The organism is Pseudomonas grimontii, from assembly GCF_007858185.1.
Classification (GTDB): Bacteria; Pseudomonadota; Gammaproteobacteria; order Pseudomonadales; family Pseudomonadaceae; genus Aquipseudomonas; species Aquipseudomonas grimontii.
In genome coordinates, this window is record NZ_VFES01000008.1 from 88,257 (window position 1) to 108,141 (window position 19,885).

The window sequence follows — 19,885 nt, forward strand, 5'->3', positions numbered from 1 at the left end:
CTGCAAAACGCTAAGCGCAGAAGAAGACAGGTGCTGAATGAGCCAGGCAATCCTCGAAGGAATTCGCGTCATCAGTCTGTGTTCCGGCATTGCCGGCTCTGCCGCTGGCATGCATCTTTGCGAAGCGGGTGCCGAAGTGGTGATGATCGAGCCACCCGCCAACCCCGCCAGAGAGAAACAGGCGCTGTTTGCTGTGCTTAACCGTGGCAAGCGCAGTGTCATCCTCAGTCTGGAAAATCCCCAAGATCGTCAGCAACTAAACTCTCTGCTCGCGAGCGCCGATGTGCTGCTACACGACTTCACACCTTCGGTAGCGCAGGCCCATGGTCTGGCCGACGCGCAACTCGCTGCAGACTTTCCTCGCTTGATTATCTCGGCAATTAGCGGCTGGCCCCAACGGCATGCACTGGCGAATGCCATCCCCTGGGAAACTTTGATCCTGGCGCGCCTTGGCCTGTTGGACGAGCAACCGGCGCATCGCCCCGGCCCGGTATTCGTGCGCATGCCCTTTGCCAATTGGCTGGCCAGCTGGTTGTGCGTGGTTGGGGTGATGGCGCGGTTGCTTGCACGCGAACGTGACGGCTGCGGCGGTATCGCTCATACGAGTTTGGCTCAGGCAGCCTTGGTGCCAATGACCATGCATTGGAACCGAGCGCAAACGCCGACGCAGGCCTTTGCCAAAGGCCTGGATAAACACATTCCTATTCCGTTGCACCAATGCGCTGATGGCCGCTGGTTGCATGTGCATTATTCGCCGGACAAATCCCCGTGGATGGCCGCGGCACTCAGTGAGCTCGGCGAAACCGAAGTGGCTCGCTTGAACGCGCTGTGGCCATCGAGCCATGTGGCGCCAAACTTCGGCGCCAACAAGGCGATCATTGCCACACGGCCGGCACAGGACTGGGTCGAGCATTTCTGGCAGCACGACGTGGCCGCGCAAATTGCCGCTCCCTTTGGCGATATCTACTTCGACGAGCAAGCACGCCTGAATGGTTATGTGGTTGAAGTCGACGATGTGCAATTGGGCAAGACCCTGCAACCAGGCCCTGCCTGGCAGGTGCAGCCACCCGCACGAGTTGGCGGTAGCGCACCTCTGGCAGGTGAGGGGAACGCCGGACTGTCAGGCGCCGATGCTGTGATCCCTTCGCAAGTGCCCAGGTCGAGCCCGGCGCCCTTGCCTCCGCTGCACGGTCTGAAAGTACTGGATCTGGGCGCCTACCTGGCCGGGCCGTTTGCTTGCATGCTTCTGGCGGACCTCGGCGCCGAAGTCATTAAAGTCGAAGCGCCCAAAGGCGATGCCATGCGCCGCCTGGAGCGGATTTTCAGCGGCACCCAGCGTGGCAAGTTGGGGGTAGCGCTGCAGTTGGGCGATCAGCAAACCGAGCCCGCCGTAGAAACGTTGGCCCGTTGGGCCGATGTTGTTCACCACAACATGCGGCTGCCGGCCGCACGCAAACTCAAGGTCGACTACGAGAGCCTCAAAGTGCTCAACCCGCAGCTGGTGTATTGCCATGTCAGTGCCTACGGACCGACCGGACCGCGCGCGGATTGGCCGGGTTTTGACCAATTGATGCAGGCTTCCTGCGGCTGGGAGAGGGAGCAGGGCGGGGAGGGGCAGGCGCCGATGTGGCTGCGTTTTGGCGTGGGCGATTTCTTTGCCGGTTTATCCTCGCTCTATGCCTTGCTGCTGGGATTGTACGAGCGCAACCGCAGTGGCGTCGGGCAAATGGTCAGCTCGTCATTGTTGGGCGCTACGTTGCTATCGATGAGCGAAGCGGTGGTGCTTGAAGACGGCAGCCTGACCCCAATCGAACATATGGATGCGCAACAGACTGGTGTGAGTGACGCACACCGTTTGTATCTATGTAGCGATGCCTGGCTGGTGGTGGCAGCGCTGCAACCGGATGAGGTGCAGCGTTTCAAGGCGCTCATGGGTGATCAGCCCGAAACCTGGTTTGCAGGTCTTACCCGGCAAGCGGCGCTCGCAGCATTGGCTGAAGTGCAAGTTCCTGCGCAGGCCGTCCTGGAGGCGCAGATGGATGCCTTTCTCGACAGCCCCGAACACGCCGCCGCGGGTCTGCACGCGCATTACTCACATGCTGTTTACGGCGACTTGCAACAGATCGGCGCGTTCTGGGATTTCGGCAACTTGCCGTTATCGCTGCAGCGCCCACCGCCCGCCCTCGGCCAACATACCCGGCAAGTTCTGGAAGGCCTCGGCTTTACCGGCAGCGAGCTCGAACGATTGGCCTCGGCTGGCCTGGTGGCGCTGTAACGGTGGGCCTATTGGCCGGCAGCATTTTTCGACAAGCACAAGGAATACCCATGTACGAGTTAGATTTCAGCGGTAAAACCGTGCTGGTAGTCGGCGGGTCCAGTGGCATCGGCAATGGCATTGCGCAGAACTTTCGCCAGCGCGGTGCCGAAGTGCATGTCTGGGGTACGCGTGCCTCGGCGGCGGCCTATCACGACTCACCCGACTCTAACCTTGAAGGCTTGCATTACGCGCAGGTCGACGTCGCGGATGCAGCGTTGATCGAAGCGGTCTGTGTGCCATTCACCCGTCTGGATGTGTTGGTGCAAGCGCAAGGCACGGTGCTCTACGACCGTCAGGAATTCCTCGCTGAGGGCTTCAAGCGCGTGCTCGACATCAACCTCACCAGCCTGATGGTCTGCGCGCAGAAATTTCACCCGCTGCTGATGGAAGCCAAGGGTTCGATGATCACGGTCAGTTCGGCAGCAGCGTTCCATTCTACCCGTGGCAACCCTGCCTACAACGCCTCGAAAACCGGCGCTTTCGGGCTGACTCGCACCTTGGCCGAAGCCTGGGCTCGTGATGGTATCCGGGTGAATGGCATTGCCCCGGGGCTGGTGGAAACCAAGCTGACACGGGTGACCACCAGCAACCCGAAACGCCTGGAAGGTGCGCTGCGCGCCATTCCTCAAGGGCGCCTCGGCACGCCTCAGGACATGGCTAATGTGGCTCTGTTTCTCGCCTCGCCGCTGGCCAGCTATGTGCTCGGCCAAACCCTATTGGTCGACGGCGGCATGCTGCTGGCCTGATCGCTATTTGCTAGGAGAAACACCATGGCCTGGGACTTTCAGACCGACCCCGAGATTCAAGTGGAACTGGATTGGATCGAGCAGTTCGTGCGTGAGGAAGTCGAGCCTCTCGACCACGTGTTGGGCAGCCCGTGGAATATCCACGACCCGCTGTTCAAGCAACTGGTCAAACCGTTGCAAGCGCAGGTGAAGGCGCGCAACTTGTGGGCTTGTCACCTGGGCCCGGAACTGGGCGGGGCAGGGTATGGCCAGGTGCGCCTTGCGTTGATCAATGAAATTCTCGGCCGCTCGCTGTTCGGACCGATTGTGTTTGGTTGTCAGGCACCGGACTCCGGTAACGGTGAAATCCTCGCCCATTACGGCACGCCGGCGCAGAAGCAGCGCTACCTGCAACCCTTGCTCGACGGCGATATCGTGTCCTGCTTCGCCATGACCGAACCCCAAGGCGGCGCGGACCCTGCGGTGTTCACCACCGAAGCGGTGCGTGAGGGTGATGACTGGCTGCTGAGCGGCGAAAAATGGTTTGCCTCCAATGCCCGCTACGCCGCGTTCTATATCGTGATGGCGGTCACCGATAAAAACGTGTCGGTGTATGAAGGCATGTCGATGTTTATTGTTGCCGCCGATGCTCCGGGGGTGAGCATTATCCGCAACGTCGGTATCGCCGATGACCCGGCCGCAACCCATGCCTACCTGTCGTTCGACAAGGTGCGAGTGCCTGCTGGCGACATGCTCGGCGCGCCCGGTCAGGCGTTTGTCGTGGCCCAGGTACGACTGGGTGGCGGCCGCGTGCACCATGCGATGCGGGTGATTGGCCAAGCGCAGAAAGCCCTGGATGCACTCTGTGAACGATCCCTGTCGCGTAGTACCCAGGGCAGCCGCCTGGCGGACAAGCAGATGGTCCAGGAAAAAATTGCCGACTCGTGGATCGAGCTCGAACAATTTCGTTTGCTGGTCATGCGCACGGCATGGCGCATCGACCAGTATCAGGACTACAAACGGGTACGCAAAGACATCGCTGCGGTGAAAGCCGCCATGCCCAAGGTGCTGCATGACATCGCCGCGCGCGCCCTGCATGTACATGGCTCGTTAGGGGTAAGCGAAGAAATGCCGTTTACCGGGTACATCGTCCGCTCCTTCCAGATGGGGCTGGCCGACGGGCCCACCGAAGTGCACAAAATCACGGTCGCCAAACAACTGCTACGCGATTATCAACCCTGCGACGAACTGTTCCCCGATTACCACCGGCCCACCGCGGCGGCCCGAGCCCGGGAAAAATACGCCGATGCATTGGCCAGTCTGGGCGAGTACGACGCATGAACGACTGGCAGGATCTGGTCGAACTCGAGCGCCTGGCTCTATGGATGGACTCAAAGGGTCTGGAAAGTGGCTCCATCGAGGCCCCACTGCGATTAACCGGAGGCACTCAGAATCTGTTGCTGCGCTTTCGGCGTGGCACGCGCGAATTCGTATTGCGTCGGCCTTCCAGGGAGTTGCGCGAAGTCGGCAGTAAAACCATTGCCCGTGAAGCACGGTTGCTCAAAGCGTTGGCCGGATCGCCGGTGCCCCATGCCGGCCTGATAGCCGACTGCGCCGACCAAGACGTTCTGGGCGCCAGTTTCTATTTGATGGAACCAGTACAGGGCTTCAATCCCAACTGCGCGGCAGGTTTGCCGACGCCGCACGCGCAGCAGCCAGCAATGCGCCGACGTATGGGGCTGGCCATGGTGGACGCGTTATTGCGTCTGGGAGAAATCGACTATCAGGCGGTGGGCCTGGGGGATTTTGGGCGGCCCGAAGGTTTTCATCAACGCCAGGTCTCACGTTGGCTGGCGCAACTGGACAGCGTCAAAGACTACCCCGGTTGGCCGGGCGCGAGCGGTCTGCCGGGACTTGCCCGGTTGGCCAACTGGTTGAGCGAGCATTACCCGACGCAGTTCCAGACCGGTATCCAGCATGGTGACTTTCACTTGTCCAACGTCATGTTTCGCCACGACAGCGCGGAACTGGCCGCAGTTGTCGATTGGGAGCTGGCGACCATCGGCGATCCGTTGCTCGACCTTGCCTGGCTGGTAGTCACCTGGCCCGGTGCTGATGGTCGTGGTGCCGGCACCATTGAAGTTCGCCCCTGGGAAGGCTTTTGCAGCAGCGACGAACTGGTCGCCCATTACCGCGCCGGCAGCTCGCGCTCGTTGGCGGACTTCACCTGGTACCTGGTGTTGGCCGGCTTCAAGCTCGGCATCTTTCTCGAAGTCAGTTACGCCCGTGCGTGTGCGGGCAAAGCCTCGATGGTCTCGGGTGAAAAACACCACGCCTCAGCGTTGCGTCTGTTCGCTACGGCGTTGCAGCGCATCGATCAAACAGTCTGATATCAGAGGAACAGCCCATGCAGCTGGCCGGTAAACGCATCATCGTCACGGGGGGCGCCAGGGGTATTGGCGCGGCAGTGGTCAAAGCATTTGTGGAGGAGGGAGCCTATGTCGTCAGCCTCGACCTGGGCGAAGCCGCCTCGATGACGGGGGACGGTGGCGGGTGGGCGCATACACGAGTCTGCGATATCGCTGACAGCCAATCCGTGGACGCCGCTTTCGCCTGGGCCAACGAACGGCTCAATGGTCTGGATGTGCTGGTACATGCTGCGGGTATCGCGCCGAATGCCAGTGCCGACAGCATCACGCTGGACGAGTGGGAAAAAGTCTTTGCGGTGAATACCCGTGGCACATTCCTGACCAACCGCGCGGCCTATGAGCTGCTGAAGGGCAGCGGTGGGCGGATCATCAACTTCGCCTCTGGGGCAGGCGTCATCGGACAGCCCGGCAAAGCCCATTACGCGGCCAGCAAGGGGGCCGTGCTGGCGTGGACGCGCACGGTGGCGCGGGAGTGGGGCCCATTGGGCATTACCGTCAACGCTATCGCCCCGGCGATGTGGACGCCGATGTACGAGGCGACTCGCGCGAGCATGAGCGCCGAACAACTGCAGCAGCACGATGCGTACATGGCAGGGCAAGTGCCCATCGGCGGACAACTGGGTGAACCGGCCCGGGATCTGGCGCCAGTGCTGGTATTTCTTGCCGGAGAAGGTTCTCGATTTGTCACCGGGCAGACGCTGATGATTGACGGCGGGATGCTGATGCTCAGTTGAGTTGAAGGTGGGGCGCCTGGCGCCTCGCCTAGCGGCTGCGGATCAGCTGCAAAAATTCCTGACGGGTGTTGTACGACTCGCGGAAGGCGCCAAGCATCACTGAAGTACTCATCACCGAGTTCTGCTTCTCCACACCTCGCATCATCATGCACATGTGTTTCGCCTCGATCACCACGGCCACCCCGGCGGCATTGGTGACCTGGGCGATTGCATCGGCAATCTGCCGGGTGAGGTTTTCCTGGATCTGCAGGCGGCGGGCAAACATGTCGATAATTCGCGCGACCTTCGACAATCCGAGCACTTTGCCTGTCGGTATGTAGGCAACATGAGCCTTGCCAATAAATGGCAAGAGATGATGTTCACACAGCGAATACAATTCGATTTCACGAACGATGACCATCTCATCGTTATCCGACTCGAACAGTGCTCCGTTGACGATCTCTTCCAGCGTTTGCCGGTAGCCATGGCAAAGATAACGCATGGCTTTCGCTGCACGTTCCGGAGTCTTGAGCAGGCCTTCACGCTGTGGGTCTTCACCGACGTGCTGGAGAATTTCCCGATAATTTTTCGTCATTTCTTCGTTCATCGATCGACCTTATTGTTAGTGATGTAAGGGGAGCAGCTAAGCCAGCGGCCTGCTCAAACCGGTCAGCACCATGCTGGTAAACAGACTCGTCAGACTTTCCAGAGGAGGCCGCGCATCCTGCGGGTAACCGGCTACCACGCCATCGAGCAATGCTTGCATGCCCAGCGCCATCGGTGCGCGCTGGCCGGCCGGCAATCCACAACGGCTGAGGATGTTTTCCAGGTCCCGGGTGCGGGTGTCGCGCAGTTGCTCGACGCGTTCGCGCTGCTCCAGGCTGAGGCTGCGAAATTCCATGCGCGTCAGCGTGTGGCGCTGATCGTGCAAGCTGTTGAACTGCAGGTGCACACGTACAAAACGTTGCAGTTGCAGCCGACCCTCAGCATGACGCGCGACCTTGGTTTGCAGTAACGCCAGAAGATCGCTTTCATGCGTCTCGATCAGTTCGAACAGCAGCGCCTGCTTGCTTTCAATGTGGTTGTACAGCGATCCCGGCTGCAAATGCATTGCGGCTGCCAATTGGCGCAGGCTGACACTTTCGAATCCATGCTCGGCAAATAATCTGAGCGCCGTGTGGTACAGCAATTCGTGGGTTCCGACATCGCCATCCGGCTGCCCATGCCAGCGCGGCTGAGGGCCGGCGGCCGTTGCGGGGCGGGCGCCAATCATGGACGTTCCAGCAACAGGGCGACGCCCTGGCCGCCGCCAATGCATAAGGTCGCCAGGCCTTTTTTCGCGTCGCGCTTGAACATTTCGTGCAGCAGCGTGACCAGCACACGACAACCCGAAGCGCCAATCGGGTGACCGAGGGCAATGGCGCCGCCGTTGACGTTCACTTTGTCAAAATCCCAACCCAGCTCTTTACCCACCGCCAACGACTGGGCAGCGAACGCTTCGTTGGCCTCGATGAGATCGAGTTCAGCCAGGCTCCAACCGGCTTTTGCCAGACACTTGCGACTTGCCGACACCGGCCCGATGCCCATGATCGCCGGGTCTACGCCAGTACACGCACCCGCCTTGATCTTTGCCAGAACGGGCAAGCCCAACTCCCTGGCCTTGTCTTCGCTCATCAACAGCACTGCAGCGGCGCCGTCATTGATTGTCGAGGCGTTGCCGGCGGTGACGCTGCCGTCTTTTCTGAAGGCTGGTTTGAGCCCGGCCAGGCTGACAGCAGTGGTTTGCGCGCGAGGTTGCTCATCCACGGCAAACAGCAGCGGCTCGCCTTTGCGCTGCGCAATCGGCACCGGGGTGATCTCCGCGACAAAACGGCCGGCCTCAATGGCTGCGCTGGCAAGTTGCTGCGAACGCAGGGCATAAGCGTCCTGCTGCTTACGGGTCAGGCTGTGAGCGTCGACCAGATTTTCCGCAGTGATGCCCATGTGGTAGTCGTGGAAGGCGTCGATCAGGCCGTCCTGCAGCAGCGAGTCGGCCAGTTGCGCGTTACCCATGCGCAAGCCGGTGCGCGCTTTGGCCAGCGTGTAGGGAGCCAAGCTCATGTTTTCCATGCCGCCGGCAATCACCACCTCGGCATCGCCACAGCGAATCGCCTGAGCCGCCAGCATCACGGATTTCAACCCGGAGCCGCAGAGCTTGTTCAGGGTCATGGCCGATACGCTATGGGGCAGGCCTGCTTTCAGCGCCACTTGGCGTGCCGGGTTTTGCCCACACCCGGCCGTGAGCACCTGGCCGAAAATCAACTCATCGACCAGGTCGACGTCAATCCCGGTTTTTTTCAGCAACGCCTGGACCACCACGCTGCCCAATTCCACGGCACTGGTGGTGGCCAATGCGCCTTGGAAGGTACCGATGGCGGTGCGGGTGGCGGCGACTATCACGACTTCATGCATGCTGTGCTCCAGTTTTCGGTGGATACGGCGTGGTGCCTTTTCAGGCAACCGACGCCTGCCACACTCGGGCTTACAGTTGGGTAACGGCTATTTTGCTGCCGGCCTGACTGGCATCGTGGAACTGCGCGTTCGAGCCATCGCGCCACCGTTCAAGCAATTGCGCCTGACGCTGTTGGGCGTGAACGAGGTAGCGCTCCTTGACCGGGCCATAACCGCGCACGCTGTCTGGCAGCTGTGCCAGGTCCTGGGCCAGGGTCAGGTTGTCGGCGGTCAAATCCATCAAGACTTCGTCGAGGACACGTTCATAATTGGCCAGCCAGTCACGTTCCACCTTGCGTTCGTGAGTGTGGCCAAACGGATCGGCCCAGGTGTTGCGCAGGAACCGGAACCTAGCCAGCAGCTTGAAGCCTTGCAGCATCCACGGGCCGAAGCTGCGCTTTTTCGGCTCACGGCCGCTGCCGTTATCATTCAGCAGCGGTGGCGCCAGGTGGAAACGCAGGCGGTAGTCGCCCTCGAAGCCAGCCTGGATTTTTTCCAGGAACTGGCCATCGGTAAACAGGCGTGCCACTTCGTATTCATCCTTGATGGCCAGCACTTTGAAGTAATAACGGGCGACGCTTGCCGACAGTTTGCCCGGTTGCCCGAGCAGCGCCGTTTCCGCTTTCATGAATTGCTCGACTCGTTGCCGGTAACGTTGGGCATAAGCCTTATTCTGGTACGCCGTGAGAAATGCCATGCGTCGTGCCAGTGTTTCTTCCAGGCTTTGCGACAGCAAGCGATCTGTGTTCTGCACTTTACCTGCTTCCAGTTTGCGCAAGACCCGTGGCAAGTCTTCGGCACTGCGCCGGCCCCAGGCAAAGGCGGCGAGGTTGAAGGGCACCGCAGTGCCATTCAGTTCGATAGCCTGCAGCAGCGCGGCTTCGCCCACCGGTAACCAGCCTTTCTGGTAGGCGTAGCCGAGCATGAAGGTGTTGGTGGCAATCGAATCGCCCGTCAATGCCGTGGCGATTTTGCTCGCGTCGACAAAGTCCGCCTGGGCATGGCCAACCGCTTCGGCGATTTGTGCCGACATGTTGTGGGTGTGGAATTTCGGGTCCGGGTGCTTCAGCAAATCTCCGCTTTCCGCCTGTTGGGCGAAGGTCCGCACGAATGCGCTGGTGATGGTTTCTTCACTGTTGATCAGCGCATGGGTAACGCCTTGACGCAGCTTGGACAAGGTTTCGGTATTGGCACTGACCACCAGATCGCAGCCTAACAGCAAGGCTGCTTCACCTTCGGCAATACGGGGTGCGAACAATTGATCCTGGTGCGCGGCAATGCGGATGTGCGACCACACCGCGCCGCCTTTTTGCGCCATGCCGGCCATGTCCAGATTGAGCGTGCCTTTGCCTTCGATAAACGCTGCCATTCCTAGCAAGGCGCCGATGGTCACCACGCCGGTGCCACCCACGCCGGTCACCAGAATGCTGTAGGGCTCATCCAGCGTAACGGTTGATGGCGTGGGCAATGCCCATAATTCATCCGCTTTGGCTGCCAGCGCTTTGGGTTTGCGCAACGAGCCCCCTTCGACCGTGACGAAACTCGGGCAAAAGCCGTTAAGGCAGGTGAAATCTTTGTTGCACGAGGACTGGTCGATTTCCCGTTTGCGGCCGAACTCGGTTTCCACCGCCACCACCGACATGCAGTTGGATTTGCTGCTGCAATCGCCACAGCCTTCACACACCGCTTCGTTGATCACAACCCGGCGTGCCGGGTCCGGGAACTTGCCGCGCTTGCGACGCCGACGTTTTTCCGCAGCGCAGGTCTGGTCATAGATGATTGCGGATACGCCTTGGAACTGGCGCAGCTGTTCCTGCACTTCGTCCATCTGGTCGCGACGCAGCACCGGCACGCCGTCTGCCAGTTCATGGATGTGCTGATATTTCTCGACATCTTCGCTGACCACCACCACACGCTGCACGCCTTCGGCAACGAGTTGCCGGCTGATTTGCGCCACGCTGAGGCTGCCGTCCACCGGTTGGCCGCCGGTCATGGCCACGGCGTCGTTGTAGAGAATCTTGTAGGTGATCTGCACCTTGGCCGCGATGGCAGCCCGAATCGCGAGAATGCCGGAGTGGAAATAGGTTCCGTCACCGAGGTTGGCGAACACATGTTGAGTAGTGGTGAACGGTGCCTGGCCGATCCACGTCACGCCTTCGCCGCCCATCTGACTGAAAGTCTGGGTTTGCGGGTAGATCCAGGCGGCCATGTAATGGCAGCCAATGCCCGCCAGTGCGCGACTGCCCTGCGGGACTTTGGTCGATGTATTATGCGGGCAACCGGAACAGTAGTGGGGCACGCGTTCCATCAGGTTACTGAATTGGTCTTTGCTAGCCAGTTGCGCATCCAGCACGGCCAGGCGCACTTGCAGCGGGCCACTTTGGTGCAGACGCAGAATACGCTTGGCCAGCGCACGGGCGATCATCGCCGGGGTCAGGTCGTTGATGGCTGGTAGCAACCAACCCGTGTGCGGCAGGCTCCACTCACCCTTGTCGTCAAACTTGCCGACGATGCGCGGGCGTACGTCCTCGCGCCAGTTGTAGAGTTCTTCTTTCAACTGGTATTCGATCATGTGGCGTTTTTCTTCCACCACCACGATTTCTTCCAGGCCCTCGGCAAACTGCCGGACGCCTTCAGCCTCCAGCGGCCAAACCATGCCGACCTTGTAGACCCGCAGGCCAATCTGCTGGGCGAGTGTTTCGTCGATGCCGAGGATTTTCAGTGCCTGGCAAACGTCGAGGTACGATTTGCCTGACGTGATGATGCCGATGCGCGCTTTCGCTGAGTCCATCACGACACGGTCGAGGCGGTTGGCCCGGGCATAGGCGAGGGCAGCATATAGCTTGTGTTCCAGCAGGCGCTGTTCCTGTGCCAGGGGCGGGTCTGGCCAACGGATATTCAAGCCACCTTCGGGCAGCGGGATATCGGGAATGATCGGTTGTACGCGATGAATGTCGATGTCGACGACGGCCGCGCTCTCTACGGTGTCGGCCACCGCTTTGAGGGCGACCCAGCAGCCGGAATAGCGCGACATGGCCCAGCCATGCATGCCGTAGTCGAGGTATTCCTGCACCCCCGATGGCGCCAGCACCGGCATCATCACCGCTTTGAAAATGTGCTCGGTCTGGTGCGGTAGTGAGGAGGAGCGCGCGCCATGGTCATCTCCGGCAATGGCCAGCACACCGCCAAATTGCGAGGTGCCGGCGGCGTTGGCGTGGCGGAACACATCGCCGCAGCGGTCGACGCCCGGCCCCTTGCCGTACCACATGCCAAACACGCCATCGTAGGTGGCGCCTTCGAAGAGATTGACCTGTTGCGTACCCCAGATTGAGGTAGCAGCGAGGTCTTCGTTCATGCCTGGATGGAACACCGTGTGGTGTTCCTTGAGGTAGTCGCGCGCCTTCCACAATGCCTGGTCAAAACCACCCAGCGGCGAGCCACGGTATCCGGAAATAAACCCGGCGGTGTTCAGACCATTGGCCAGATCGCGTTGGCGCTGCATCAGTGGCAGACGCACCAGCGCCTGAATGCCGGTGAGCAAGATTTTTCCAGTGTGCTGGACGTATTTGTCATCCAGAGATGGGGGCACACTCATGTTCATCCTCCAGGCTTTATTGTCATGGCGGCGCCAGGAGAGCGGCGTTGCCTAGTTATTGGCTGGAGTCTAGGGAGCGGTTTTGCCATCGTAAAATCACAAAAACAATGGGGCGGTATCGGTTATTCAAATACCGGTATGCACACTGTTCTTCACGCTGTTGTAGATAAAGCCGGTTACCGGTCTGGTGTCATTTTCACCTTGTTTCTGGCTTGATATCCCCACAGAAAATATCCACGTTGCCATCGGCCGGTGTGGTCCTTACCACTAAGTAATATCCACCAGAAAGCAGCTCTGACAGCGCCACTGGCGCACTTCGTGAATAGGTCCAGCCGCGCGTTGCAGAAATGCGATTGGTATTGATCCGGTCATTCATTGCATAGGCGACAGACCCGGGCCGCTCGCAGCTGCCTTTGTTGATAAACGTGTAGAGATTCAAGGGCCGAAGAGTGCCGCTTGGAACTCCACTGACGACAAAGGAAAACGCTGTCTCATTGCCCTGAACGGCCAGCGTTGTATTGGCGATCTGACCGCCGTTGCGTGGTGTAGCGTTCAAGGGAACAGTCACTGTCTGGCTTGATGAATTCGTACAGCCGACGATTATCGCAGCGGCTAGGAGTGCCGCTGTCTGGGTTCCCGATTTCATGGTCACCTCCTGTACTCAAAAAAGCACAATCCAGGGCCTTTGAGTATAGGTCGGGAGTATTTGACCAATACCAAAATGCATTTCAGCAATACTCCCAATCGTTGTCTCAAACCTCCCCGTCCCGTCTACTTCAGTCCATACCGAAAGCCCACGGATCAGCGCTCATTGGCGCGGTCCAGACGGCCCAACGCTTCGGCTGCCAACAACAATAAAAAAGTAATGGGAGTGTTGATGATCGACGCAAAGCTAAAGCCGTTAAGCCTGGCTGTCTGGTTCAGCGTGACCGGGTGTGCCTTGACTGTTGGCGCTGTGCAGGCCGCCGAGTTTGATACCGGCAATCCGGACTGGACCGCGCGCTGGGACAACACCGTGCGTTACAACCTGGGCATACGGGCCGAGGGGCGCGACTCCGCGTTGGCCAATAACGCCAGCTACGACGAGTCCGACGCCAAGTTTGATCGGGGCGATGTGGTGACCAATCGGGTCGATGTGATGAGCGAAATGGAGGTCGCGTACAAGCAGTACAACGGTTTTCGCATCAGCGGCGCGGGCTGGTACGACCAGGCTTACGAAAACACCGACGTCGAAACCAGCCCCGGCAATGTCTACTACCCCGGTGCGTTTCCCGGTACGAGCACGCCGAGCTACAACAACGGTAAATACTCCAGCTTCACCAAGCGCTATCACCGTGGCCCTAGCGGCGAGTTACTGGACGCCTTTGCGTTTACCCGCTTCGATCTCGGCGAGATTCCGGTCAGCGTGCGTGCCGGCCGGCATACCGTGTACTGGGGCAACGGCCTGCTGATTGCCGGGCATGCGGTGTCCTACTCGCAAGCACCGTTGGATGGGCGCAAAGCGGTAAGCAACCCAGGAACCGAGACCCGTGAAATCTTCCTGCCGTTGACGCAGATTTCAACCCAGGCTCAGGTCACCGACAAGTTGTCGCTGGCAGCGCAATACTTCTTCGAATGGGACACCACGCGCGCACCTGAAGGCGGTACCTATCTGGCTTCCGCCGACGTCGCCCTGGAAGGGCCGGACCGTTTGCCGTTGTTCAGCGGTGTTTCGCGGCCGTTGATTGACCCGGTCAAACCCAAGGACAGGGGCAACTGGGGCGTGATGGGCACCTATAGCTTCGACTTCCTGCATTCGGAGGTCAGCGCGTTCTATCGCGAATTCGATGACTACAACCCGTGGGGCCTGCAAGTGGCACCGACTTTCGCCCGTTACGTGTACGCCGAGAACGTCAAGCTCTATGGCCTGGGTTACTCCGCAGGTCCGGTGCTGGGTGGCGGCTCCCTTGGCGTAGACCTGTCGTATCGCCAGAACACCTCGTTGGTCTCCAGCAACATCAGCACTGCCGACAACCAGGGCGCTCGCGGTGACACCTGGCACATGGTGGTCAACGGCCTGTGGTTGCTGCCGCGCACTGATTACTTCGACACCGGCAGCCTGATCACCGAAATGGCGTTCAGTCATGTGCAACGGGTGACCAAGCACGAGGAACTGTTCAAAGGCGAGGGCTATGGCGGCTGCCCGGAGGGGCAGGACAAGCACTACGGCTGCGCCACCAAAAATTATGTCGGCCTGGCCGTGAGCTTTGCACCGCAATGGCTGGGGGTGTTCCCCGGCTGGAACATTTCCACCCCGATGAGCGTGGATTACGGCGTCAGCGGCAATGCCGCAACGGGCGGGGGCAACGAAGGCAAATACACCTGGAAAGCCGGGGTCAAGGGCACCTACGACGAGCGTACTGACGTGACCCTGTCGTACATCGGGTACGGCAGCGAACGCAAATATGGCGATATTGCCGGTGTCGGCAAAACAGTCGTCGGGGGAACCGGCGACGTTGGCCTGACCGACCGCAATTGGGTCTCGCTGACGGTCAGTACCGCGTTCTGAACCGCCCTGAACTGCACTGCAGTGATCACCGGACTCGGCGATCACCCATCTGAATGGAGAACGTAATGACGGTCAATTCTTATGCGATAGGCCTGGTGGCCATTGCTCTGACGGGGGCGACAGTCGCTGATGACACCTCTACCGCAGCCGATCTGGGCGGCAGACTCACGCCGTTCGGGGCGATTGTCGCGGGCAATGCCGCTGGCACCATTCCGGCCTACGACGGTGGTTTAAAAGTCCCGGCCGGGCTGGTCCCAGGCGACGGCAACTGGCCCAACCCGTTTGCCGATGAAAAGCCACGCTTGCGCATTACCGCAGCCAACGCCGATCAGTACGCCGACCAACTGGCAGCCGGACAACTGCAATTGCTCAAGCAGAACCCCGACACCTATTACCTTGAGGTGTACCCCACCCACCGGACAGCAACCTTTCCGGCGAATTTTCTTGCTGCCACCCAGCGCAATGCTGGCCGCAAGGACTGCAAGACCGAGAACGACGGTCTGTCGATCAGCGAAGGCTGCCGGGGCGGTCTGCCGTTCCCACTGCCGCGAGATGGCCGGGAACTGATGTGGAACTACATCCTGAACTACCAGGGTGTGAATGGCTGGGACTGGAACCACAGTGCCTATGTCGTCAATGAGGGTCATGCGACGTTGACCAATACCAACCGGTCCACCGGCGAAAAACCCTTCTACCAGATGGACGTTCCCGGGCGTGATCCGAAAATCGCCCAACGTATATGGTCGCGCATCGTTGCGCCGGCCCGTACGGCCGGGCAGGCATCCGGGTATTGGGATTACCTCGACCCGGTCGCTGACTCTCGATATGCCTGGAGCTACAGCACCGGCCAGCGCCGCGTGCGCAAGGCTCCGGAATTCAACTACGACACCCCCAGCTCGGCGTTCGGCGGGGTCGCGTTCTACGACGAAATCTTCCTGTTCTCCGGAAAGATGGACCGTTTCGACTGGAAGCTGGTGGGCAAGAAGGAAATGTTCATTCCCTACAGCAACTACACGCTGAAGTGGGGTTGCGACATGGACAAGAAACTCATGCCCAAACACATCAACCCCGCCTGTGAACGCTGGGAGCTGCACCGTGTCTGGGTGGTGGAAGCGACCCGCAAGGACGGCGTCCGCCACGCGCAGAAAAAACGTCGCTACTACATCGACGAGGACACCTTTGGTGCTGCGGTCTACGACGCCTGGGACGACAGCGGCGCACTGTTCCGTACCGGCTCGCAATACAACATCGAGGCCTATGGCATTCCCAATAACCCGCAACAGGATTCCTACTCGTTGTACGACTTCACCCGTGACCAGTACGGCATGTTCGGCAACGGCCCGACGCGCTACCGCCAGGAACCGGTCGCCGAGCGTGAAGCCAATCCGCAGACCATCGCCGGTGGCCAGACCCGCTGACCTCATGCTCCTTTTCGGCGCTCGTCACGGGCGCCGATTTTTTTATCCGTCCCGAGACCCTTTTATGAGCGAGATTGTGCAACGTTTAGACGGCAAGGTCTGCGTGATCACCGGCGCCGGCAGTGGCATCGGCCGCGCCTCGGCACTGCGTTTTGCCCGGGAGGGCGCCACGGTAGTGGTCACCGACCTTTTCGCCGAATCGGCGCAGGCCGTGGCAGCTGAAATAGGTGCCAAGGCAATGGCCATGCAAGTGGATGTTGGTGAGGAAGACGCCTTGCGGCAGATGGTCGAGCAGACCGTCGAGACCTTCGGTCGTATCGACGTATTGTTCAATAACGCCGTGTACAGAAACCCGGCCACAACCCGCGATATCGACTTCATCAACTTCAACACCGAGCTGTTCCACAACTGCATGCGGGTCAACGTGTTGGGCGGCGTGCTGGCGTGCAAATACGCCTTGCCGCACATGCTCGCCCAGGGCAGCGGTTCGATTCTGTTCACCTCGTCCACCAGCTCGATTGCCGGCGAAATTTCTCAGTTCAGCTACGGCGCCTCCAAGGCCGCGCTCAACTGGTACGTGCAAAGCATTGCCGCCACCTTTGGCAAACGCGGCATTCGTTGCAACGGCATCCTGCCGGGAGTGATTCGCACGCCAGCCATGGAAAGTTGGGCCAACGAGGCGATGAAGTCGGCCTTTCTCGACCTGCAAAACGTACCGCAACTGGGCGAGCCGGAAGACATCGCCGCCATGGCCGCTTTCCTCGCCAGCGACGACGCCGCCTACGTCAACGGCACGCTGATGCGCGTGGACGGCGGCATGAGTTGCGGCACGCCGATGGTGCCGGTGGTGCGCAATTTCCTGTTGCCCCAGGCCTCGGTCTGATCCCGATCCATTCACTGCACTGGAGCCCGTTTTATGGCACTCGAACAGGAACGCTTCATCCTCGACATGCTGGCCGCCTGGGGCGATGGCCGCGACGGCAGCCGCCCCGATATCGAACGCATTATGGCCACCTTCGCCGACGACGCCATCTGGCAACTGTGGGTGCCCGGTGGTCCTGTGATCCGGGGGCGCGACGCGTTACGCCGGGAGATAGAGCGACAGATGAGTTATGTCACGCATAACCGTTGCACCACGCGCCACATCGTCTCTTCGGAGCGCGTGGTGATGACCGAACGCGACGATTACTGCGTCAACAACGGCGTCCCCATGCCGCACTCGATGGTGGCGGTGTATGAGCTGGACGAACACGGACTGATCTGTGCCTGGCGCGAGTACCTGGACACCGCCGACCTAGCGAAGAAAAAGGGCGTGCCGCTGGAGCAGGTAGGCGGGCCGAACGCTGGTAGCACCAGCACCCATTGAGAGCGGCGCTGGACATCAGCGCCTGAGGAAGACCCCGTATGCCAACAACAATAAATGCGACTGTTGATCCAGTCGAAGAAAAGCTGCGCACCTTTGTCGAAGGGCTGCTGGGCGGGAACATCACGGCCATGCAACGCCTGCTGCGCTGGCGCCCGGCGTGGAACCTTGAACTGCAACGCGATGGCGAAACCCTTCAACTGCATATCCGTGGCGAGCGCGGCGGTGATGTCAGTCCATTCCCGGAGCTGCGCCGGGAGGCGGATATTCTCACCTTGCTTGGTCAGCAAGGCGTGCCGGTGCCGCGTATCTACGGCTTCTGCGAAGACCCGCAAGCGATCGTCATGGAGTTGGTGCCGGGTAGTCGTGACGTCAGCACGGCGAACAGCAATGCCGAACGCCATGCCGTCGCACGCCAATGGGTCGACGCCATGGCGCGCATGCACCAACTGCCGTTGCAACCCTTCATTGCGCAGGGCATTCATCTGCCGATCAGTGCCGAGGACATTACCCTCGCAGGTTTGGAAGCCTATTACCCGCTGTATGCGCGCAATAAAACCAGGCCTCAGCCTCTGGCCGAATTCGCCCTCGGCTGGTTGCGCCGCAATGTGCCACAGCACCGTACCCAGCCTGCTTTCGTTCAGTACGACTCGGGGCAGTACCTGTTCGAGAACGGACAGGTGCAGGGTCTCTACGATTTTGAATTCGCCATGATTGGTGATCCGTTGGCTGACCTGGCTTCGGCGCGGATGCGCGACAATTACGAGCCGCTCGGAGACAGTTTCGCGGACCTGTATCGCTACTATCAGCAAGTGACCGGCGAGCCGGCGGACCCTGATGTCGTACGTTACCACACCGCACTGTTCGCCACCGTCAGCACGATGCAATTCTCGGCATCGGTGGCCACGCCACAACCAGGCGACCCGCACGACATCTACACCGAGTTTGATATCGCGTTGCGCCGGGTAGTGGTGCATGCGCTGGCCGAAGCCATGGGTGTGCCGCTGCAAACGCCAACACTGGAGATTGTCAGCAGCGGCCCGAATGCGCAGTTGCTGACCATGCTCGGCGATGCCCTGGCGCAGGTGGAAGTCGGCAGTGACTTCCAGAAAACCAACCTGCGCGCAGTGAGCAAATTGGTTGAGTACCTGGGCCGTGGCGATGCCATGGAATTGCGTTTGCGCGAGCTGGAACAACAGGAGGCGCAAGTCCTGCTCGACCGCACTTTCAGTGACTACAGCGAGATTGATGCAGCGCTGGAAGCCTTGGTCAAAAGCGCCGGGCCCGAATACGACGAACCCTTGCTGCGCCTGTTCATGGCGCAAATCGAACGACGTGTTCTGGTCTACGGCAGCACCGCCATTGGCGCCTCCGCCAGCCACATCGACCTGCCACCCGTCGCCTGACAGGGTGAAACCTTTCTCGCCCGGTGGCTGGTCGCCGGGCCTTCGTTTTCGGAGTGCTTATGTCTGTTTCTGATGATGCCTTCCTGCATCGCTATGGTCCGTGGGCGGTGATTGCCGGTGGCTCCCATGGAGTGGGCGCGGCGTTTGCCCGTACCCTCGCCGAGCGTGGCCTCAACTGCGTGCTGGTGGCGCGCCGTGGCGGCACCCTGGCGCAATTGAAAGGCGAATTGGAGCAACGTTACGCCATCGAAGTGCTGGTGGTGATCCAGGACCTTTCTCAACCCGATGCCTGTGAGCGTTTGCTCGCAGCTGTCGGTGATCGGCAAGTTGGTCTTTTTATCTACAACGCGGGTGGCGATCCTTACATCACACGCTTTCTCGATACCTCGGCCGAGGACTGGGGCGCCTTGCTGCGCCTCAATTGCTTGACCGTGATGCAATGCAGCCACGCCTTTGGCGCTGCGATGCTGGAGCGCGGGCAGGGCGGCTTGCTGTTGGTCGGTTCCCAGGCAGCCTTGGGGGGAATTCGCAAACTGGCGATGTACACCGCAACCAAGGGCTTTGCCCTGAACCTCGGCGAATCGTTATGGGCGGAGTGGAAAGACCTTGGCGTCGATGTGCTCAACCTGCTCATCGGCACCGTCGACACACCCACCATGCGCGATGCCATGGTCAAACTGAACATTGCCGACGCCCTGACCATGACCTTGCCCAAGGCTGAAGACCTGGCGCTTCTGGCGCTTGAGCAACTGAGTAATGGCCCAACGCTGATTCACCCCGAAGACACCCTTGCCCAAGTCGCGAATGCACCTGGCCCGGCACGCCGTGCTCATGTGCTGAGCAAGAGCGCGGAAGCGGCTGTGTTTATCGGCAACGACTGA

Annotated in this window: 16 protein-coding genes; 11 read left to right on the plus strand and 5 right to left on the minus strand. The window is 60.2% G+C overall.

Going from position 1 to position 19,885, the window contains the following annotated elements; genetic code table 11:
* Positions 1 to 37 precede the first annotated feature (37 nt).
* From FIV39_RS14325 to FIV39_RS14345, 5 genes are read left to right on the plus strand one after another with little or no spacing between them, the layout of a single operon-like run.
* Positions 38 to 2,275: a CoA transferase gene (locus FIV39_RS14325; protein ID WP_047531069.1), complete on the plus strand. Its 2,238-nt coding sequence runs from the start codon at positions 38 to 40 to the stop codon at positions 2,273 to 2,275.
* Positions 2,276 to 2,325: 50 nt separating this feature from the next.
* Positions 2,326 to 3,063, plus strand: coding sequence for an SDR family NAD(P)-dependent oxidoreductase (locus tag FIV39_RS14330; protein WP_020300842.1), 738 nt, complete (start codon positions 2,326 to 2,328; stop codon positions 3,061 to 3,063).
* Positions 3,064 to 3,087: 24 nt separating this feature from the next.
* Positions 3,088 to 4,383, plus strand: coding sequence for an acyl-CoA dehydrogenase family protein (locus FIV39_RS14335; protein ID WP_020300841.1), 1,296 nt, complete (start codon positions 3,088 to 3,090; stop codon positions 4,381 to 4,383).
* Positions 4,380 to 5,432, plus strand: a complete 1,053-nt coding sequence (locus FIV39_RS14340; RefSeq protein WP_020300840.1) for a phosphotransferase family protein — start codon at positions 4,380 to 4,382, stop codon at positions 5,430 to 5,432. The genes FIV39_RS14335 and FIV39_RS14340 overlap by 4 nt, the downstream gene beginning before the upstream one ends.
* 17 nt (positions 5,433 to 5,449) lie before the next feature.
* Positions 5,450 to 6,205 carry an SDR family NAD(P)-dependent oxidoreductase gene (locus tag FIV39_RS14345; protein ID WP_020300839.1) on the plus strand — a complete coding sequence of 252 codons (756 nt, stop codon included), beginning with the start codon at positions 5,450 to 5,452 and terminating at the stop codon, positions 6,203 to 6,205.
* Between the two features lie 28 nt (positions 6,206 to 6,233).
* Here the strand turns inward: FIV39_RS14345 and folE are convergent, their stop codons facing one another.
* From folE to FIV39_RS14370, 5 genes are all read right to left on the minus strand, one after another.
* Entirely contained in the window at positions 6,234 to 6,791 is a 558-nt protein-coding gene (gene folE / locus FIV39_RS14350; RefSeq protein WP_020300838.1) for a GTP cyclohydrolase I FolE, read from the minus strand.
* Between the two features lie 36 nt (positions 6,792 to 6,827).
* Positions 6,828 to 7,457, minus strand: coding sequence for a TetR/AcrR family transcriptional regulator (locus FIV39_RS14355; RefSeq protein WP_020300837.1), 630 nt, complete (start codon positions 7,455 to 7,457; stop codon positions 6,828 to 6,830).
* On the minus strand, positions 7,454 to 8,635 hold the full coding sequence (locus tag FIV39_RS14360) for an acetyl-CoA C-acetyltransferase (RefSeq protein WP_020300836.1): 1,182 nt from the start codon (positions 8,633 to 8,635) through the stop codon (positions 7,454 to 7,456). The genes FIV39_RS14355 and FIV39_RS14360 overlap by 4 nt, the downstream gene beginning before the upstream one ends.
* A 70-nt stretch (positions 8,636 to 8,705) precedes the next feature.
* Positions 8,706 to 12,269 (minus strand): indolepyruvate ferredoxin oxidoreductase family protein, encoded by a 3,564-nt coding sequence (locus FIV39_RS14365; protein WP_020300835.1) that lies wholly within the window; start codon positions 12,267 to 12,269, stop codon positions 8,706 to 8,708.
* A 196-nt stretch (positions 12,270 to 12,465) separates the two neighbouring features.
* On the minus strand, positions 12,466 to 12,915 hold the full coding sequence (locus tag FIV39_RS14370) for a hypothetical protein (protein WP_076961360.1): 450 nt from the start codon (positions 12,913 to 12,915) through the stop codon (positions 12,466 to 12,468).
* Between the two features lie 231 nt (positions 12,916 to 13,146).
* On the opposite strand from FIV39_RS14370, the gene FIV39_RS14375 reads away from it, so the two are divergent.
* The 6 genes from FIV39_RS14375 to FIV39_RS14400 all read left to right on the plus strand — a co-directional run bounded on the left by FIV39_RS14375 (position 13,147) and on the right by FIV39_RS14400 (position 19,885).
* The gene (locus FIV39_RS14375) at positions 13,147 to 14,817 is read left to right on the plus strand and encodes a DUF1302 domain-containing protein (RefSeq protein ID WP_032904486.1); all 1,671 of its coding nucleotides are present in this window, start codon (positions 13,147 to 13,149) and stop codon (positions 14,815 to 14,817) included.
* A 65-nt stretch (positions 14,818 to 14,882) separates the two neighbouring features.
* Positions 14,883 to 16,235: a DUF1329 domain-containing protein gene (locus FIV39_RS14380; protein ID WP_146371538.1), complete on the plus strand. Its 1,353-nt coding sequence runs from the start codon at positions 14,883 to 14,885 to the stop codon at positions 16,233 to 16,235.
* Between the two features lie 64 nt (positions 16,236 to 16,299).
* Complete coding sequence (locus tag FIV39_RS14385; protein WP_081089279.1) at positions 16,300 to 17,118, plus strand: SDR family NAD(P)-dependent oxidoreductase; 819 nt, start codon at positions 16,300 to 16,302, stop codon at positions 17,116 to 17,118.
* 33 nt (positions 17,119 to 17,151) lie between these two features.
* Positions 17,152 to 17,601 (plus strand): nuclear transport factor 2 family protein, encoded by a 450-nt coding sequence (locus FIV39_RS14390; protein ID WP_047531064.1) that lies wholly within the window; start codon positions 17,152 to 17,154, stop codon positions 17,599 to 17,601.
* A gap of 38 nt (positions 17,602 to 17,639) precedes the next feature.
* Entirely contained in the window at positions 17,640 to 19,004 is a 1,365-nt protein-coding gene (locus tag FIV39_RS14395; protein WP_047531062.1) for a phosphotransferase family protein, read from the plus strand.
* Between the two features lie 59 nt (positions 19,005 to 19,063).
* Positions 19,064 to 19,885: an SDR family NAD(P)-dependent oxidoreductase gene (locus tag FIV39_RS14400; RefSeq protein WP_047531060.1), complete on the plus strand. Its 822-nt coding sequence runs from the start codon at positions 19,064 to 19,066 to the stop codon at positions 19,883 to 19,885.

Excerpts from the sequence above, each read along its gene's own strand:
- FIV39_RS14325 (WP_047531069.1), top strand. The coding sequence starts at position 38 with ATGAGCCAGGCAATCCTCGAAGGAATTCGCGTCATCAGTCTGTGTTCC.
- FIV39_RS14330 (WP_020300842.1), top strand. The coding sequence starts at position 2,326 with ATGTACGAGTTAGATTTCAGCGGTAAAACCGTGCTGGTAGTCGGCGGG.
- FIV39_RS14335 (WP_020300841.1), top strand. The coding sequence starts at position 3,088 with ATGGCCTGGGACTTTCAGACCGACCCCGAGATTCAAGTGGAACTGGAT.
- FIV39_RS14340 (WP_020300840.1), top strand. The coding sequence starts at position 4,380 with ATGAACGACTGGCAGGATCTGGTCGAACTCGAGCGCCTGGCTCTATGG.
- FIV39_RS14345 (WP_020300839.1), top strand. The coding sequence starts at position 5,450 with ATGCAGCTGGCCGGTAAACGCATCATCGTCACGGGGGGCGCCAGGGGT.
- folE (WP_020300838.1), bottom strand. The coding sequence starts at position 6,791 with ATGAACGAAGAAATGACGAAAAATTATCGGGAAATTCTCCAGCACGTC.
- FIV39_RS14355 (WP_020300837.1), bottom strand. The coding sequence starts at position 7,457 with ATGATTGGCGCCCGCCCCGCAACGGCCGCCGGCCCTCAGCCGCGCTGG.
- FIV39_RS14360 (WP_020300836.1), bottom strand. The coding sequence starts at position 8,635 with ATGCATGAAGTCGTGATAGTCGCCGCCACCCGCACCGCCATCGGTACC.
- FIV39_RS14365 (WP_020300835.1), bottom strand. The coding sequence starts at position 12,269 with ATGAGTGTGCCCCCATCTCTGGATGACAAATACGTCCAGCACACTGGA.
- FIV39_RS14370 (WP_076961360.1), bottom strand. The coding sequence starts at position 12,915 with ATGAAATCGGGAACCCAGACAGCGGCACTCCTAGCCGCTGCGATAATC.
- FIV39_RS14375 (WP_032904486.1), top strand. The coding sequence starts at position 13,147 with ATGATCGACGCAAAGCTAAAGCCGTTAAGCCTGGCTGTCTGGTTCAGC.
- FIV39_RS14380 (WP_146371538.1), top strand. The coding sequence starts at position 14,883 with ATGACGGTCAATTCTTATGCGATAGGCCTGGTGGCCATTGCTCTGACG.
- FIV39_RS14385 (WP_081089279.1), top strand. The coding sequence starts at position 16,300 with ATGAGCGAGATTGTGCAACGTTTAGACGGCAAGGTCTGCGTGATCACC.
- FIV39_RS14390 (WP_047531064.1), top strand. The coding sequence starts at position 17,152 with ATGGCACTCGAACAGGAACGCTTCATCCTCGACATGCTGGCCGCCTGG.
- FIV39_RS14395 (WP_047531062.1), top strand. The coding sequence starts at position 17,640 with ATGCCAACAACAATAAATGCGACTGTTGATCCAGTCGAAGAAAAGCTG.
- FIV39_RS14400 (WP_047531060.1), top strand. The coding sequence starts at position 19,064 with ATGTCTGTTTCTGATGATGCCTTCCTGCATCGCTATGGTCCGTGGGCG.